The organism is Stenotrophomonas sp. As-7, from assembly GCF_030291015.1.
GTDB lineage: Bacteria > Pseudomonadota > Gammaproteobacteria > Xanthomonadales > Xanthomonadaceae > Stenotrophomonas > Stenotrophomonas lactitubi.
This window is the reverse complement of sequence record NZ_CP127405.1, coordinates 725,426-742,535: the sequence shown is the minus strand read 5'-3', so window position 1 is coordinate 742,535 and position 17,110 is coordinate 725,426. Positions and strand designations below refer to the sequence as shown.

The following is a 17,110-nucleotide window of genomic DNA, read 5'->3' as shown; positions in this document are numbered from 1 at the left end:
AACTGGCCGGCCTCCTTTGCCAAGGAGGCCGACCAACGCTGGCTGCTTCTTCCTTCAGAGCTGATCAAATGAAGAACCTATCTCCCCGCGCACGGCATCCGCACCCGGCGCAGCCGGCACGCTTGGCTGGCTGCCTGGTCCTGGCCCTGACCAGCGTGGCGGGCAGCGCGACCTCGCGCGAACTTGTGGGTGAATCCGAGCAGGTCGTCCCAGGACAGCCTGCAGAAGCCTGGCAACTGCGACTGGGCTCGCAGCTCCAGGTCACCGACGCGGAAACCTTGAACATCCAGGCGTCCGGCGGCTCTTCCATCCGGCTCTCGGGCGCGACTGTACGTGATTCGTCTTTCTGGCTGGACTACGCCATCCTGCTGGAAGATACGTCTTCGCTCGTCGCCCATCAGACCTCGATTCTGGGCAATGGGCTGCAGGTCAGCGGCACGGCCTCGGCCGAGCTGGTAGGCAGCCGGATAGACGTCACCCAGCAAGCAGGCCTGGACCCGTGGAACTGGTCGTCCATCGGCGTGGATCTGGATGACCTTCCCGGCACCACCTCGGGTGCTCAGGTAGTCCTTGATTCAACCCGTGTCCAGGTCGAGCAGGTAGAGTTCCAGCAGCCGGGGTACACCGGCATAGGAACCCGACAAGCTCAGGGGCAGCTCTTCATCCGCAACGGCTCCTACATTGATGCCGCAGATATCGGCGCGCTGCTGTACAGCGGTGGAAGTACAGTGCGGAGCAGCCTGGCCATCGATGATTCCACTGTGATTGGAAGAACCGGTGCTGCCATCCGGATCGCAGCGCTTGTTGGCAACCCAAACTTCGACATCCACGTTTCAAATGGATCACAGCTTCATGGAGGCGACGGCAACCTGCTGCGAGTAGCGTCGTTTGATCCGTTCGCCGCTGTTGTGGGCAACATCCGCTTCACCGTGGACAACGCGCGCCTGTCTGGAAACATCGATCGCGACAGCAACAGCGCAGGGCGAGGCACCTTGGACGTGTTCCTGCGCAACAATGCCCAGATCGATGGCCGTTTCATCAACGTCACTTCGGCAGACATCGGGACTGACAGCACCTGGCTGATGACCGGCGACAGCAACGTCGGCCATCTCACTCTGGACAGCACCGGTACCGTGGCGCTGGGTGATGGCAGCAGCTTCAATACCCTCAGCGTGGATACCTTCACCGGCAACGGCGGCACGCTGGGCTTCAACACCGTACTGGGTGGCGACAGCTCGGCTACCGACAAGCTCGTCATCGCCGGTGATGCCAACGGCCAGGCCAACGTGCGCGTACTCAACGCCGGCGGCGCCGGTGCGAAGACCGACAAGGGCATCGAGCTGATCCGCGTCGGCGGTGCGTCCAATGCGCAGTTCGATCTGCAGGGCCGCGCAGTCGGCGGCCAGTACGAGTACTTCCTGTTCAAGGATGCGACCAACGGCGGTTGGTACTTGCGCTCGGAACTGGCGACCACGCCGGACCCGTGCCTGGCCGACCCGACCCTGCCGCAGTGCAAGCCGATCGTCGATCCGGTAGATCCGGTAGACCCGATTGACCCGATCGAACCACCTACCCCGGTGCTACGCCCGGAGGCGGGCGCCTACCTGGCCAACCAGTTCGCCATGGACCAGCTGCTGCGTCATGGCTGGCGTGACCGCCAGGGCGGCACGGCCAACGATGGCGTGCGCGGCTGGGCGCGCGTGGACGGCACGCAGAGCAAGCTGTCGGCAGTGGAAGAGCAGCTGGACCTGCGCGTGGACCGCTCGCGCCTGCAGTTGGGTGCGGATGTCGGCTTGTTCGACAACGGCCGCGGCCGTGTGGGCGTGATGGGTACCGTCGCGCAGTCCAGCGCCACTTCGCGTTCGCAGCTGACCGGTTACAGCGCACGCGGCAAGGTGGAAGGCGGCGCGCTGGGCGTGTACGGCAACTGGAACAGCGATGCGGTGTATGTGGATGCCAGCGTACAGCGCGGCCAGTTCCGCAACCGTGTACAGGGCGAAGGCTTGGCCGAAGAGCGTTACGACTCGGATCTGTGGCAGTCGTCGCTGGAGGCCGGTTATCGCATCGGCATCGGTGCGATCGGCAGCACCGCGCTGAGCCTGCAGCCGGAACTGCAGCTGGTCTATACCGATGCCAACATCGATGTGCACACCGAGACCAACGGCACGGTAGTGCGCTCGCAGGGCGACAGCGGCTTGTCTGGGCGCATGGGCCTGCGCCTGCAGGGCGAAGGCCACTCGGCAGCGGGCGCCTCGGTCAGCCCGTATCTGGCGGCAAACTGGTACCGCGATGGTGCCAGCAACGGCATCGCCTTCGATGATGAAGTGCTGAAGGCCGGCATTCCGCGCAACCGTTATGAACTGAGCGCGGGCGCTCGGTTGGAATTCCGTTCGGGCCTGAGCGCATGGGGTGGATTCGGTGTGATGCGCGGTGACCATGGTTACCGCGAAGCGACCGGCAATCTGTCTGTGGCGTACCGCTGGTAAGACGGTAGCCCTTGTAGAGCCGAGCCATGCTCGGCTGCTCTCCGGTCAGATCACGATTAAGCCCGTGTAATGTGCGTGTGCCTAGCATGGCTCGGCTCTACAACGAGGCGCCGGGCATGGCCGCGGGCTACCGATGCGGTTGGTGGGGTACTCACCGGCCGCTGGCTTCTGATCATCGCCATCGACGATGACGACGTATGGAATGCAACGCGTGCGCTCACTTGCACTCGAAATCACGGCAGTGAACGGCATCCGACCTGAATCAACCCGCCTTCCTACTTTGCAACAAATTGCATGGGATCAAAGGGGAAGTAGGCCCAGAATTCGTGCCGATCAAGACACAAACCGGCGAGTTCAGCTCATCAAAACCGCTTCACAGGAGCAAGTCGAAAAGGCCAAATACGTGAACCGCAGACTGAACGACCCCTGTGTCGACTCTTTCCCAGAAAGGACAAGACCATGAACCGTTATCGCACCCGCACTGCTCATCCTCATCAACGCCCGCTGGCGCGTGGAATCGTCCTCGCACTCTGCATGCTGCCGCTGGCCGGCGCCTGGGCCGGTGATCTGGACGGTACCGTGGGAACGGTCAACGACGGCGACCCGATTGAGGAATGGACGCTGCGCAACGACGCGATATTGAACGTGACGGGTGGCCAGACCAACAACATCCGTGCCGTTGATTCACGCGTGACCATATGGAATGCCACCATCAACCGCAGCGGCTCCCACCAGCGTGCAGTGGAACTGGACGGGACGGCACGCTTCGAATCAGAGTTCAGTACGATCCGAGGCGGCGGCATCCTGGTGCAGGGTTCGTCGTCGGCGCACCTGATCGGCAGCCGCATTCTTGTCACCGCTGCCGACGGCCTGTTGCCAGGCAATCCACTCAGCATCGGCCTGACGCTGGGCAGCACCCCCGGCGGCATTCCCTTGCCCGGCGCCTGGTCCATTCTGGATTCCACCCATGTGCGCGTGGAGGACACGACAAGCGGTAGCGATATGTCCAGTGGTCTGGGCGTGCGCATGGAAAACGGCCGGGTAGACATCGTCAATGGCTCGGAAATCGACGCCGACAACGTGGGGGTGTTGATGTACGGCTCGATCCATACGCCCGACACGCTACGTCTGGGTATTGACGGTTCCACTATTCGCTCCGGGCGCGGCGCGGCGATCCGCGTGGGCGCCGACGAGGCTGCCGACTTCGAGATCACCGTGGCAAACGGTGCACGGTTGATCGGGGGGAATGGCAACCTGCTGCAGGTGGACTCGCTTACCGGTAGCAGCACGCCGGGAGCCAGCCATGTGCGCTTCAACGTGGATGACACGCGCCTGATCGGCAATGTCAGCTTCGATGCCGCAACGGTTGATGGCAGCCTGGACGTCTTCCTGCGCAACAAGGCGCAGATCGACGGTCGCTTCATCAACGTCACCACTGCCAGCATCGACAGCGATGCCACCTGGCTGATGACCGGCGACAGCAGCGTCAGCCACCTCACTCTGGGCGCCGGCGGCACCGTGGCGCTGGGCAATGGCAGCAGCTTCAACACGCTCAGCCTGGACGAGTTCACTGGCAACGGCGGTACCCTGCTGTTCAACACCCAGCTGGGCGACGACACTTCGCTGACCGACAAGCTGGTCATCGCCGGTGATGCCAACGGCCAAGCCAACGTGCGCGTGCTCAATGCCGGCGGTGCCGGTGCCAAGACCGATCGCGGCATCGAGCTGATCGATATCGGCGGCGCCTCCAACGCGCAGTTCGATCTGGTCGGCCGCGCTGTGGGCGGTCAGTACGAGTACTTCCTGGTGAAGGATGCCAACGGCAACTGGTACCTGCGCTCGGAGCTGGCAACCACGCCGGACCCGTGCCTGGCTGACCCGTCGCTGCCGCAGTGCAAGCCGATCATTGATCCGGTTGACCCCATTGACCCGATCAACCCGATCCCGGTGCTACGCCCGGAAACCGGCGCGTATCTGGCCAACCAGTTCGCGCTGGACCAGATGCTGCGCCACAGCTACCGCGACCGCCAGGGCGGCGCCGCTGCGGCGGAGGGCATCCGTGGTTGGGCCCGTGTTGACGCCACCCAGAGCAAGCTGGGTGCAGTAGATGACCAGCTCGACCTGCGTGTGGACCGCTCGCGCCTGCAGCTGGGTGCGGACATCGGCGTGTTCGATGACGGCCGTGGCCGCGTCGGCGTGATGGGCACCGCCGCACGCAGCAGCGCGACTTCGCGTTCGGACGTGACCGGCTTCAGTGCACGCGGCAAGGTGGAAGGTGGCGCGCTGGGCGTGTATGGCAACTGGGCCAACGATGGGATGTACGTGGATGCCAGCGTGCAGCGCGGCCAGTTCCGCAACCGCGTGCAGGGCGATGGCCTGGCCGAGGAGCGCTATGACTCGGACATCTGGCAGTCGTCGCTGGAGGCGGGCTACCGCTTCGACATCGGCCAGATCGGCAACACCGCGTTGAGCCTGCAGCCGGAACTGCAGCTGATTTACACCGACGCCAAGACCGACGTGCATACCGAAGCCAACGGCACCGTGGTGCGTGCGCAGGGCAACAGCGGCCTGTCCGGCCGTGCCGGCCTGCGCCTGCAGGGTGAATCCCGCTCGGCAGCGGGTGCCTCGGTCAGCCCTTATCTGGCGGCCAACTGGTACCGCGATGGCGCGGGTAATGGCATCGCCTTCGATGATGAAGTGCTGAAGGCCGGCATTCCGCGCAACCGCTATGAACTGAGCGCAGGTGCGCGTGTGGAATTCCGTTCCGGTTTCAGTGCATGGGGCGGGTTTGGTGTGATGCGTGGTGACAGTGGGTATCGCGAGGCGACTGCCAACCTGTCGGTGGCGTACAGCTGGTAATGGGAATAGAACGGCGCCGACATCTCCGGCGCCGTTCCGCTTTCTGTAGAGCCGAGCCATGCTCGGCTACTGTCCTATCAGATTGCGAAAAGCGCCGCGCTTCGCGCGGTAAGCCGAGCATGGCTCGGCTCTACAAGGACGCTGCGCGAATGCTGACGCATTCGCCTCACTCTGCATGACGATCTTCCGCGCGCATGCAGATTGCAACAAACTTGAATTTGAAACTTTTCTCATTGGTACAGCGGCACCTACGTGCGCAAGATGTAGATGCCACCGACAACAGGTGGCACGGGCTTCCAATCCCGTTTGATTAGTGTCGTTTACGCTTACCTGCCGGCGTCACCGCCTTCCCTCGTGCCTGGGTGGCGTCGGCAGGCATTCTGTCCGCGAGTCTTCGGCGGGCGGTGCGTGGGGGCCTCGTGCCCGCCGGCATTTGGCGACACTAATCACCGGTATTGGAACCACGCACCGTCCGCCACCCTCGCTGTTAAGCGGGGTGGCCCCTTGCTTCGCACACAAGGACGCCGCCATGACCACATCACACTATCCCCACCTGTTCGCCACTCTGGGCGAGGCCGCCACGCGCCTGCCTGACGATCTGGCGCGCACGCTGGAAAGCACCTTCGCCGCACTGCAGGAAGGCGAAGCGCCCGGCACCATCTCGCTGCTGCACTGCCTGCAGCACATCCGCCAGGGCGACGCCGCCGATGGGCAGCCGTGGCCAGGCAAAGGCCGCACGCCAGGGCAGCGGCTGGCACTGGCGCGCATCGACCGCGCCAATGCCGGGCTGACATTTCTACTTGAACTGCTGCACGCCACCGAGCGCGTGCGCGTGGATGGCGATATCAGCCAGCAGGTGGACGATGACGCGCGCGAGGGGTTGCTGCTGGCGTGCCGGGGGTTGGCCGAGTATGTGGATGTGCAGCTGCACGCGGCTTAGCGGCTTCTGTAGAGCCGAGCCCATGCCGAGCTTGCCCGGAACCTGACCGAAGAGCAGCCGAGCGTGGGCTCGGCGCTACAGGGCCGTACCGGCTTTCAATCGTAGGCGGCAGTCACCACGATCTCGGTGGAGATGTTGCCGGCGTTGATGCCGCTGGTGTTGGGGATGAAGTAGCCCGCCCGCAGCGGATAAGAGGCCGTCGCACCAGAGACAGCCACCGGAATATCGGCGTCGCCCTTCTTCAGGTAATTGTTGCCGCTCGCGCCAGCCAGCAGCGCGACCGTCACGCCCGTTGCTGGCGTGGCGGCGGCAGTGTTCTTCCAGCGCTCCGGGTCGCCGTCGGCGGCCGTGCCATCGAACGACAGGCGCGCGCGGCTGACGCCCACGCAGCCGGTAAAGTTCAACGCACCTGCCTTCACGCTGTTGGCGGCACCTGGCGTCATCTCATCGGCCTTCACCGGGTCCAGCGCGATCGCCGGGGCTGCAAGCGTGCAGGTGCCCGGCAGCACGCGGCCGCTGATGGTGAGGGTGGCCTGCGCACCTGCGGCCGACGCGATCAGGCACAGCATCGGCACTGCGATCAACTGAAGAAGGGAATGGGACATGGTTGAACTCCTGTGAACGATGAAAGTAAAGACGAAACTCATGGGGCGGCGCCCTCTTCCTGCTCCGGCGTGCCCGCCTGCAGGCTCTCCGGCGGCAACGGCTGCGGTACGCACACCGCCTGGCTCCACGACAGCCCGTAGGCATCCGGCGCATCGGGCATGCGGTAGTCGATGCGGCAGCGTCGCTTGCCATCGGGGTCGACGATCAACGCGCCACTGTCCTGTGCACCGCGCAGCTGGATCACCCCGCCCTGCCCCACCACACCGGCCGGCGCGCCGTCTTCGGTCTGCACCACCGCCGCAAACGGCAGCGGCTGGCCCAAGGCATCGGTGGCGTCGATGAACAGCGTGCGTTCGCGACGCACTTGGAACGGCACACGCACGATGCCACCGGCGGTGGGCGCCACACGCTGTGATGTCTGCAGCAGCTCCACCTCGATCGGTAGGCCGGACGGGTCCAGGTCGATGATGTTCCAGCGATAGGGGCTGATGTGCGGCAGCAGCGCGTAGCCATTGCGCGCCACACGCAGGTCGGTACTGCTGCCGATGCGTGCGCCCTGCGCACCCGGCGCCTGCACCAGCGCGAAGCCCTCGCCCACGGGAGCGCCCAGGTTCAGACCGCCGCTGTGCAACACCACGCTGCCCGACGCACCCAGCGACAGGCTGCGGTAGTCGCCGCTGCGGCTGTAGCCGGCGTTGAGGTTGCCACGGCTGCCCTGCCACGCGGCATACGCACTGTGGCTGTTCTGTCCACTGCCCTGCGCGCCGGACAGGCTGTAGCTGAGTGCACGTGACTCGCCCAGGCTGCCACTGATGCCCAACTGCGACTGCCGCCCGGTGTCGGCCTGGCTGAGCTGGGTGCTGGCACGCGGTGCGTTGGCACTGCGGCCCAGCGGCACGCTGAGAGTGAATGAGTAGCGGGTGTCCTGGCGTCCATCGCCCAAGCGGAAGCGCAGCGCGGACACACCATAGTTGACCCGCCCCAGCGTGCTCTGGAAGCCCACCTGAAAATCGTTGCGGCGCCGGGCACTGTCCCAGTACGCCACGTGGCCGCCGCTGAGATACAGGTTGCTGCGCTGCCCCACCTTCTGCGAGAAGTTCACCTGGTAGCGCTGGCGGGCCCGCTGGCCGTAACCCCAGTCGTCGCTCTGCGCGCGTGCCACATCGTTGAGGCTGAGGAAGCCGCGCGTACTGTAGCGATACGCGGCCAGGCCGAAGTTGGTACCGGTGCGCGCCACGTAACGTTGGTAATTCACGCGGAAGCTGTTGCCGGTGACGGCTTCGCTGCCGCGCAGGCGGGCGCGCGAATGGGTGATATCGGCACCGAACGCACCGATGGCCGTGTTGACGGCGGCACCGGAGAGCAGCGCGCGATAGTCCTCGCCCAGCTGCGCGCCACCCAGCACGGTAAGTCGGTTGTTCACGCCGCGCGCGTAGGTACCTTCGGTGAAGCGCAGCGCCTGCAGCGTGTTGCCGGTGTCGCGCAGCTCGCCGGCAGTGACCGCAAAGCGCGACGACCCGGCACGCAACGCCTGCGGCACGGCGGAGAAATTGACACTGAAGCGCTGCACGCGGCCATCGGCTTCGGTGACGCTGACGTCCAGGTCACCGCCGAAGTTGGTGGGATACAGATCCTCGATGGTGAACGGGCCCGGCGCCACATTGCTTTCGTGGATGATGCTGCCGTTCTGGCGGATGGTGACCACCGCATTGCCTTCGGCAATGCCCTGCACCACCGGTGCATAACCGCGCAGTGAGTCGGGCAGCATGCGCTCGTCGCTGGCCACGCGCACGCCGGTGAACGGCACGCTTTCGAACAGCTCGCCACCGGTGTTGCCCTGGCCCAGCAGCAGCTGGCTGTTCCAGCGTGGAATGTCGCGCTGCAGGTGGCTGCTGATGACCTGGTGACGGGTACCCTGGCTGCCATGGGTGAACGACGCGCGGTGGCGCAGGCGCCATGCGCCCAGGTTCAGGCCCCCTTGAAGGCCGAGGTAGCTGCTGTCGTTGCCTTGGCTGCGGTAGTGGTTGGCGCTGTAGTCGATGAAAGCGGCGGTGATGCCGTCGTCGCGCAGTTCCGGCGCCACGAAGCCACGCGCGGCGATGGCCTGCGCCGCTTGGGGAATGCTGAGGGACAACTGCAGTTCGCCGCTGTCGAAGGTGGTACTGGCGCCCCCCACCAGCGCTGGCAGATCCACACAGCGGTTTTCTTCGGCCGGCAGAGCCTCCAGGAACGCGGGCTTCAACGGCAGCCCGCGCACCAGCGCCGGTGTCAAGCATGGCACCGCAATCTGCGGATCGTCTTCGATGACGAAACGGATGTCCTGGCTGCGCAGGTACTCGCCGTTCACGTGCACGTCCACCGCGTAATCGCCAGCCGGCAACGGATTGCCGTTGGCATAGCGCGCCATGTCGATGGCTTCGCCGCCAATCAGGAAGCCTTCGCTGAACTCGACCGGCGCAGCGGCGGCATCGAACGCCAGCCCCGTCGACAACACGGCACCGATGGCAGCGCAGAGCGATCGCGTGGCGGCTCGGGCATGGCCAACGGCCATCATCGGTAGTCAGCGGTCAGCACCGCCTCGCCTTTGACGTCGCCGGGCACCAGCGGATCGGGTGTACGCAGATAGCGTGCACTGAACGGAATGGCCTGCTGGCCCTTGCTGGACCAGCCGTGCGACCACGCCTGGCCGAACTGCACCGGCTGGCCACCGCGCAACAGCTGCACCTGCACGCCGCCAGCGGTGGCACCGGGGGCGGGTGCAAGCTGGCCGTTGCTGCTGCCTGGATCATTCGCGTCGGCCAGCGACAGCTGCACGTCGATGTTGTCCATCGGGCAGTTCATCGCAACGTCGAAGCTCGATTCCTTCGCGTTGCTGCCGCTGGCGGCGAGTTCGTTGGCGAGAACGTCGTCGAGACTGTGGGAGGCGTTGGCAAGTGTGCAGGTGACGGGGGGAACGGTAAAACCCAGCGCGATGGGCGAAAGCAGGCGTTGACTGGGATCACTCACCGGCCAGGCTTCGACTGTGCCGAGATGCCTGTAGGGCACGCTTTCCATGGCGCCCCCCCGAAAGAAGTACCGGATGATCACACCAGCATTCTTCTTGCCGTTGCTCGTAACGGAAGCATCAAGGGTGATGCGCTGCCCAGGGTGCAATGGTTGGTTTGAGCTGCCAGTCAGCTGGTACACCATGCCAATCAACGGCGAGCGATCGCTGAATCCGTAGGCTGCCCATACCATGCCGTCATAGACGATGTCGCGCACATAGGTCAGGCCTGCCAGAGATACATCCACCACGAACTCGGCCGTTCCCGCCGGGCACTCGTACGCATCGGTCAGGTAGCCCCCCGTGCCACGGTAGTAACGGTCTGGCAGGTCCAGATTGGGCATCGAAATGTTGTCGTCCAAGGTTTGATCACCGAGGACCAGTCGCTGGCAGGCGACAGCCGGAGATGCCAGCAACAGCGCTGCCGGTGCCAACAGCAGCAATCGCCATGACAGCGCGCGCCAGTAGTTTCGGCGGAGTACCAATTCAAGTCCTTCGACAACCAATCGAGGCCGCGCAGTCTAGGCAGCGGCACTGCCACTTCCTATCGGATTAATTGCAGTTCGCGAACGTCAACGCGCTTTTACAACTTCTTGCATACCGCAGGCGGAGGCGCGCATCGAAACTGGCCCCACTGGCTGCCGTGGGCGGCCACTGCGTGTCCTCATTCCACAACCGAGAACTGTCATGCCACTTTCACTCCGCCTCCTGTCGCTTTCGGCCCTCGCCGTCGTCGCGCCGTCGGTGTCTGCCGAAACGCTGGAAATCACCGGCGAACTGATGACCTCCACCTGTTCGGTGGGCTCCACCGGCGGCACCATCACCGTGCCGATGGGCAAGGTCGATCTGGCCTCGGTAAACGCCAGCGCCCGTGCCGGCCAGAAGAACTTCACCATCGCTCTGGATTGCTCCGGTTCCGGCGCATCGCAGGATGTGGGTGTGCGCTTCGGCGGTACGCCCGATGGCAGCACCGGCAACCTGGCACTGACGGCAGCGTCCTCTGCAGCCAATGTTGGCGTGGCCCTGTACGACGCTGCGGGCAACCAGCAGAAGATCGGTGAGGACCCGGCGGTGTGGGTGACCATCGCCGCCGGTGGCAGCGGCCAGCTGGACTACAGCGCGTGGTACGCCTCACCGGCGCAGAACGCGCAGGCAGGCACCGCCAATGCCTCGGGCGACTTCGTAGTGCTCTACAAGTAATCCACTTCCGGCAGGCCAGCGCCACGCTGTGCTGGCCTGCACCCTTGAATGAGGTTGACCATGAAACTACGCGCCGAGGCATGGATATGCGCGCTGCTGGCCGTGTCGGTGGCGCCGCCGGCATCGGCTGCGGTGACACTGCAGGGCACGCGCATCGTGCACGACGCCAGCAAGGGCCGCGACGTGACGGTCAAGGCCAGCAACGTGGGCGAGTTGCCGGCGATGACGCAGGTGTGGATCGACGACGGCGACAGCCAGTCGCGCCCGGAGAACGTGCGCACTCCGTTCAGGCTGACACCGGCCGAGCCACGCCTGCTGCAGCCGAAGCAGGGCCAGGCATATCGCGTCACCTACGCACCGCGCCCATCGGAGGCGCCGCTGCCGACCGATCGCGAATCGGTGTTCTATTTCAATCTGCTGGACATTCCGCCCAAGCCCAGCGATGCCAGCGGCAAGAACCTGCTGCAGTTCGCGGTGCGTACGCGGGTGAAGCTGTTCCATCGCCCCGCCGGACTGCCGGGCAATGCGCGCGACGCAGCAGCCACGCTGCAGTGGTCTGCCGATGGCGATACCCTGCAGGTACGCAACCCGAGCGCGTACCACGTGACGTTGAGCACGTTGACGCTGGCCGATGGAAGCAGCGTGGAGGTGGACATGATCGCGCCGGGGGCACAGGTGCGTTATGCGCTGCCGGAGGGTGCCACGATGCCAGCGACGGTGGCATTCAAGTGGCTGGATGATTACGGCACGCCGCGCGAAGCCGAAGCGCGCGTTGGACGGTAGGCGCAAACTGCGCTTACGCGCTGCATCGGCGACTGCTTGCATTGAGGGCGGCCAGCGCGGCAGGCTGTAGTCCACACCCGCACGTCGCAGGTTCGCACCATGGCGTCACCCTCGGGCTCCGTGCTTGCCACCCTGCAGCGATTGCAGCGCCGGCTGCTGTTCGGCGGCGGCGCCATCCTGACCGTGCTGCTGCTGGCTGCCGGCTGCGCGGCGCTGTGGCTGCGCCTGGAAACCGTGCATATCAACGAGCGCGAAGCACTACGACGCGGTCAGCAGACGGTGGATCGCTACATCGGTGAGCGCAGGCGGGCCTACGTGGCCAGCTTGAACACCAACGCCACGTTGTGGGCCACCCAGCAGCCCGCGCTGGTGGCCGGAGGCATGTCTATCAGTGAGCGCTTTTCGGCACAGGAGGGCGCCGCAGGCGTCATGGCACCGGGCGCCCTGTCCGTCCCCTGGCTGGCGCTGTCCCCGCGCGACGGCCGTCTTCCGCCCCAGGTGGAGGCGGCGTACCTGGGCATGGTGCAGACCTATTCGGCGTACATGGCCGCCACCGTAGCGGCGCAGGATTCGCCCACCTCCTTGATCTCCTTCGCCTTCGAACCGGAAGGGCGGCTGTTTGCAATCGCCGGGCTGCATGATGAAGCGCAGCTGCTGCAGCTCATGAAGGTACAGAGCCGTGAACAGGCGCTGGCCGCGCTGGCCCAGACCGCCGATGCGGGCTGGCAGTCGGCGGGTGCGGACTCCGAGCTTCAACTGGCCAGCGGCCGGCTGCGCGCCTACTTCGGCCGCAATCCTTTCACCGGCGAGGATGCGCTGGTCACCCAGATGCGCCTGCGCAGCAACGGCACCCCCTTCATCAACCGGCTGACGTTTGAATCTCTTCAAGGCCTGCGCGAGCGGCTGGAGGAAGCCAGCCCGGGCACCTGGGTGGTGCTGGACCGCCAGCAGAACGATGTTCTGCGCAGCGCGGTGGACGCTGCGATTTCCGAGCCTGCGCTGCACGCCGTGCCATCGCCCCGGCCTACGATGCTGGCACTGCCTGACGGCCGTACCTTCGTGGTATCCACGCCATTGCATGGCATCGACTGGACGCTGCTGCGGCTCTACCGCTGGAGCGACATCTGGGCGGCGCAGCGGATCTATCTGCTCGGCGGTGGGCTGGCCCTGGCAGCGTTGCTGGCCGCGCTGTGGACGCTGTTGCTGCTGGTGGACCGGCGCGTGCTGCGGCCGGCACTGGAGGAAGCCGCACGGGTGCATGAAAGTGAAGCGCTGAGCCGCACGCTGATCGAAACCTCGCCGGTGGGCCTGTGCCTGCTCGACCAGCAGCGCGGGCAGTTGATCCTGCACAACCAGGCGCTTGAGCAGTTGATCGGCGACACCGCTGGCAACCTGATGGAAGTGCTGGTCGGCCGCCTGGTGCAACGCGTTGACGGCCAGGTACACGGGCAGCTGTTCGAGGCGCCCTCCTCGGATGAGCAAGGCTCCCCGCGCTACCTGCAGTCCATCGTGGCCGCCTCGCGCTACCAGCGGCGGGCGATCTGGGTCTGCGCGGTAACCGATGTGACCGCACAGAAGGAAACCCAGCAGCGCCTGCTGGATGCACGCCGGCATGCCGAACAGGCCCAGCACGATGCCGAGGCTGCGGACCAGGCCAAGACCGCCTTCGTGGCGATGATCAGCCACGAAATACGCACCCCCTTGAGCGGCGTGCTCGGCCATCTTGAACTGCTTGCGCGCCAGACCATGCCACCGGCGTCGCACGCGCATGTCACGCGTGCGCGCAGCGCCGCTGATGTGCTGCAAGGGCTGGTGAACGACACCCTGGACCTTTCCCGCATCGAAGCCGGGCTGATGACGCTGGAGCCGGCGCCATTCGATCCGCGTACGCTGCTGCAGCAGACTGCGACACTGTTCGAACCACAGGCCAGCGCGAAGGGCCTGCGCCTGGAGCTGCACACGGGCGATACGCTGGGACCGGCCTACGTGGCCGACGCAGGCCGCTTGGCGCAGGTGATCAACAATCTGGTTGGCAATGCGGTGAAGTTCACGGCATCGGGAATGGTGGCGGTCAGCGTTGATGCCTCGGTGCGGCCTGATGGCACGGAATGGCTGCACGTGGAGGTCCGCGATACGGGCCCGGGCATCGATGCCGAGGCGCAGGCCAACCTGTTCAAGCCGTTCGTGCAGGTTGGTGCCGGCTCGGCACGGCAGCACGGCGGCAGCGGCCTTGGGTTGGCCTTGTGCCAGCGTTTCAGCGAACTGCTGGGCGGCACCATCGGCCTGCGCAGCACCCCGGGCACCAGCAGCGTTTTCCACGTGGACATTCCGGCACACCGGACCACGACCGTGGCAGACGCACCGCCACAGCCGGCGCCTGTCGAGCGCATGCATGCCTCGCGCGGTCACGCATTGCTGGTGGATGACAGCGTGATCAGTCGTGACGTGACGCTGGGGCAGCTGCACGCACTCGGTTGGCAGGTCACCCTCGCGGCCGACGGCGATGAGGCCTGGCAGCGCTGGTGCGAGGGTCGGTTCGATATCGTGCTGACCGATCTGAACATGCCGGGCCTGGACGGATACGGGCTGGCCCGGAAGCTGCGTGCGGACGATCCCTCCCTCTCCATCGTGGCGCTCACCGCCAACGCGATGCCCGAGGATGCGCAACGCGTACGCGAAGCAGGCATGTCCACCCTGCTGCTGAAGCCACTCGACCTGCCCTCGCTGGAGGCCGCGCTGCATGGATTCGACCTCGATCGCTCGGCCCGGCCACGGTTATCCCCCGTGGTAAGCGAGGCGATTCAGCGGCAGATGCGCGAGGCGTTCCTGCAGACCGCGCATCGTGATTACACGTTGTTGAGCCAAGCGCTGGACAGTGCCGATGCACCGGCCATGATCGATCTACTGCACAGCTTTGCCGGCGCGCTGGCATTCCTGGGAGAGACCCAGGCGGCGCGCAGCTGCCAACAGGCCGAGCAGGCCCTGCGCAGCACGGGTGTGACAGATGCGGCGTCAAAGGCGACAGTCATTGAGGCTGTCGCGTTGATTGCGGCGAGCATCGAACGCCAGGTTGCCGCGCGGCAGCGGGCATGACGTGGTGCGCTCAGCCGGCGAAGTGCTCGTACCCGCTCGGGCCGTCGTGGCCTTCGGTATGCACGCCCTGCCCTTCCATGATGCGGCCGATGCGGGTGATCGGCAGATCCAGCGATTCGGCAACGAAGTGCAGCGCGTCGCGCTGGTCGGCGGCGGCGGTGAAGCACAGTTCGTAATCGTCGCCGCCGTGCAGCGCGCACTCACGGGCAGCATCGCGGCCCAGCAGTTCGCGCAGCGCCGCTGACATCGGCAACGCATCGGCATCGACTTCGGCGCGCACGCCGCTGCGTGCCGCGATGTGGCCAAGGTCGGCCAGCAGCCCATCGGAGATATCCACGGCGGCATGCGCGAATGCACGCAGGCGCAGGCCGAGAGTGACGCGCGGGGTGGGACGCAGCAGGCGCAGGCGCAGGGTTTCGTAGTCGGCCAGGAGCGTGGCGGCGGTCACGTTCAATGCGCCCTGCTGCCACAGGCGCAGCGCACCGGCAGCGTCGCCGAGGGTGCCGCTGACCCAGATGTCATCGCCAATCTGTGCGCGATCACGACGCAGTGCCTGGCCGCGTGACACCTGCCCCATCGCGGTGACCGACAGCGACAGCGGGCCACGCGTGGTGTCCCCACCAATCAGCGCGATGTCGTGCTGGTCGGCCAATGCGAAGAAACCATCGGCAAACGCCTCGATCCAGTCTTCGCTGGCCTCGGGCAGTGACAGCGCCAGCGTGCACCACGCCGGGCGCGCGCCCATCGCAGCGAGGTCGGACAGGTTGACGGCCAGCGTCTTCCAGCCGATGTCGAACGCCGGGGTTTCGGCCGGGAAATGCACGCCGCTGTTGAGCGTGTCGGCGGTGACCACCAGCTGTTCGTTCGGGCGCGGCTGCAGCAGTGCAGCGTCGTCACCGATGCCGAGCACGATGTCGTCACGCTCGACGGTGCGGGCGCGGATGCGGTCGATGAGGGTGAATTCGGCCAGGGACATGGGGCGTTCTGCTTTCTTGTAGAGCCGAGCCATGCTCGGCTGCAGTTCGATCACGCGCCGCACTGCCGGACGCAACCGTGCGCTGCACGGTGAGCCGAGCATGGCTCGGCTCTACAGGAATCGGGTCAGTGACCCGATTCGACCTTGCGCCATTCCACGGCGGCACGATCCAGCACGCCGTTGACGTAAGTGTGGCCATGTTCGGAACCGAAGCGCTTGGCCGATTCGATGGCTTCGTTGATGACCACGCGGTACGGCACGTCCAGGCGGTAACGCAGTTCGTACCCGGCCAGGCGCAGCACGGCGCGTTCGATCGCGTCCACTTCGTCGATGCTGCGGTCCAGGTACGGGCCGAAGGCTTCGTCGATGTCGCGACGGTTGTCGAGCACGCCATGCACCAGCGCTTCGAAGTACGCCAGGTCGGCGATTTCGCGGGCCTGCTCGTGGGCGAACTGGGCGATCAGCGACTGGCCGTTGCCACCGGAGATCTGCCACGCGTAAATGGCCTGCACGGCACGACGGCGCGCGCGCGAGCGCAGCACCGGATCGATGCCATCGCGGCGGACGGGTTTACCGGAGGGCTTGCCCTGGGTGTTCTTGTTCATGGCAGCTGCTCCAGAAGGTTGACCATTTCCAATGCGGCGAGTGCGACTTCCTCGCCCTTGTTGCCGTGGCTGCCGCCTGCGCGGGCCTCGGCATCTTCCACGCGTTCCACTGCCAGCACGCCGTTCAGCACCGGCACGCCGAAGTCCAGCTGCACGCGCATCAGGCCTTCGGCACAACGGTCGGCCACGTGTTCGTAGTGGCGGGTGTCACCGCGGATCACGCAGCCCAGGGTGAGGATGGCGGCGTGTTCGTGGGCGGCGGCCAGGCGCGCGGCGACCAGCGGCAGTTCCCAGGCACCCGGCACGCGGATCACGTCGATGCTGGCTTCGGCAATGCCGTTGCCGGCCAGGCTCTGGCGGGCGCCAGCGACCAGCACGTCGGTGATACGGGCATTCCAGCGGCTGGCCAGGATGGCGAAGCGCGCCGATTCGGGAGTGCGAAGATCGCCTTCGTAGTGGCTCATATGCGGCTTGGGATTCGATTAAGGGGTAATTCTACCGTGGATGGGCCCCGGCCGT

The 17,110-nt window shown here is 65.8% G+C and carries 12 protein-coding genes; 6 read left to right on the top strand and 6 right to left on the bottom strand.

The genetic code is table 11. The features are described 5' to 3' along the window. Positions 1-68 precede the first annotated feature (68 nt). The 3 genes from QP457_RS03345 to QP457_RS03335 all read left to right on the top strand — a co-directional run bounded on the left by QP457_RS03345 (position 69) and on the right by QP457_RS03335 (position 6,285). Entirely contained in the window at positions 69-2,486 is a 2,418-nt protein-coding gene (locus QP457_RS03345) for an autotransporter outer membrane beta-barrel domain-containing protein (RefSeq protein ID WP_205406040.1), read from the top strand. A gap of 459 nt (positions 2,487-2,945) precedes the next feature. Next, positions 2,946-5,345: an autotransporter outer membrane beta-barrel domain-containing protein gene (locus tag QP457_RS03340; RefSeq protein WP_240196674.1), complete on the top strand. Its 2,400-nt coding sequence runs from the start codon at positions 2,946-2,948 to the stop codon at positions 5,343-5,345. A 529-nt stretch (positions 5,346-5,874) separates the two neighbouring features. Then, complete coding sequence (locus QP457_RS03335; RefSeq protein ID WP_205406039.1) at positions 5,875-6,285, top strand: hypothetical protein; 411 nt, start codon at positions 5,875-5,877, stop codon at positions 6,283-6,285. 95 nt (positions 6,286-6,380) lie between these two features. Here QP457_RS03335 and QP457_RS03330 read toward each other — a convergent pair whose 3' ends face one another. From QP457_RS03330 to QP457_RS03320, 3 genes are read right to left on the bottom strand one after another with little or no spacing between them, the layout of a single operon-like run. Further along, the gene (locus QP457_RS03330; RefSeq protein WP_240196673.1) at positions 6,381-6,890 is read right to left on the bottom strand and encodes a fimbrial protein; all 510 of its coding nucleotides are present in this window, start codon (positions 6,888-6,890) and stop codon (positions 6,381-6,383) included. Positions 6,891-6,928: 38 nt separating this feature from the next. Further along, complete coding sequence (locus QP457_RS03325; protein ID WP_205406038.1) at positions 6,929-9,445, bottom strand: fimbria/pilus outer membrane usher protein; 2,517 nt, start codon at positions 9,443-9,445, stop codon at positions 6,929-6,931. Further along, a complete protein-coding gene (locus tag QP457_RS03320) occupies positions 9,442-10,296 on the bottom strand; it encodes a fimbrial protein (RefSeq protein ID WP_240196672.1) in 855 nt (284 codons plus the stop codon). Before QP457_RS03320 ends, QP457_RS03325 begins: the two co-directional genes overlap by 4 nt. A 325-nt stretch (positions 10,297-10,621) precedes the next feature. Between QP457_RS03320 and QP457_RS03315 the strand changes: the two genes are divergently transcribed. The 3 genes from QP457_RS03315 to QP457_RS03305 all read left to right on the top strand — a co-directional run bounded on the left by QP457_RS03315 (position 10,622) and on the right by QP457_RS03305 (position 15,010). Continuing rightward, positions 10,622-11,134 carry a fimbrial protein gene (locus QP457_RS03315; RefSeq protein WP_205406037.1) on the top strand — a complete coding sequence of 171 codons (513 nt, stop codon included), beginning with the start codon at positions 10,622-10,624 and terminating at the stop codon, positions 11,132-11,134. Between the two features lie 60 nt (positions 11,135-11,194). Then, positions 11,195-11,917, top strand: coding sequence for a fimbria/pilus periplasmic chaperone (locus QP457_RS03310; RefSeq protein WP_100551547.1), 723 nt, complete (start codon positions 11,195-11,197; stop codon positions 11,915-11,917). Positions 11,918-12,016: 99 nt separating this feature from the next. After that, positions 12,017-15,010: an ATP-binding protein gene (locus QP457_RS03305; RefSeq protein WP_205406036.1), complete on the top strand. Its 2,994-nt coding sequence runs from the start codon at positions 12,017-12,019 to the stop codon at positions 15,008-15,010. A 10-nt stretch (positions 15,011-15,020) separates the two neighbouring features. Here the strand turns inward: QP457_RS03305 and thiL are convergent, their stop codons facing one another. The 3 genes from thiL to ribH all read right to left on the bottom strand — a co-directional run bounded on the left by thiL (position 15,021) and on the right by ribH (position 17,055). Continuing rightward, entirely contained in the window at positions 15,021-15,986 is a 966-nt protein-coding gene (thiL, locus tag QP457_RS03300) for a thiamine-phosphate kinase (RefSeq protein WP_180166739.1), read from the bottom strand. A 125-nt stretch (positions 15,987-16,111) separates the two neighbouring features. Then, entirely contained in the window at positions 16,112-16,591 is a 480-nt protein-coding gene (gene nusB, locus QP457_RS03295) for a transcription antitermination factor NusB (RefSeq protein WP_049469504.1), read from the bottom strand. Continuing rightward, the gene (gene ribH, locus QP457_RS03290) at positions 16,588-17,055 is read right to left on the bottom strand and encodes a 6,7-dimethyl-8-ribityllumazine synthase (protein WP_089238735.1); all 468 of its coding nucleotides are present in this window, start codon (positions 17,053-17,055) and stop codon (positions 16,588-16,590) included. The genes nusB and ribH overlap by 4 nt, the downstream gene beginning before the upstream one ends. Between the last annotated feature and the right edge of the window lie 55 nt (positions 17,056-17,110).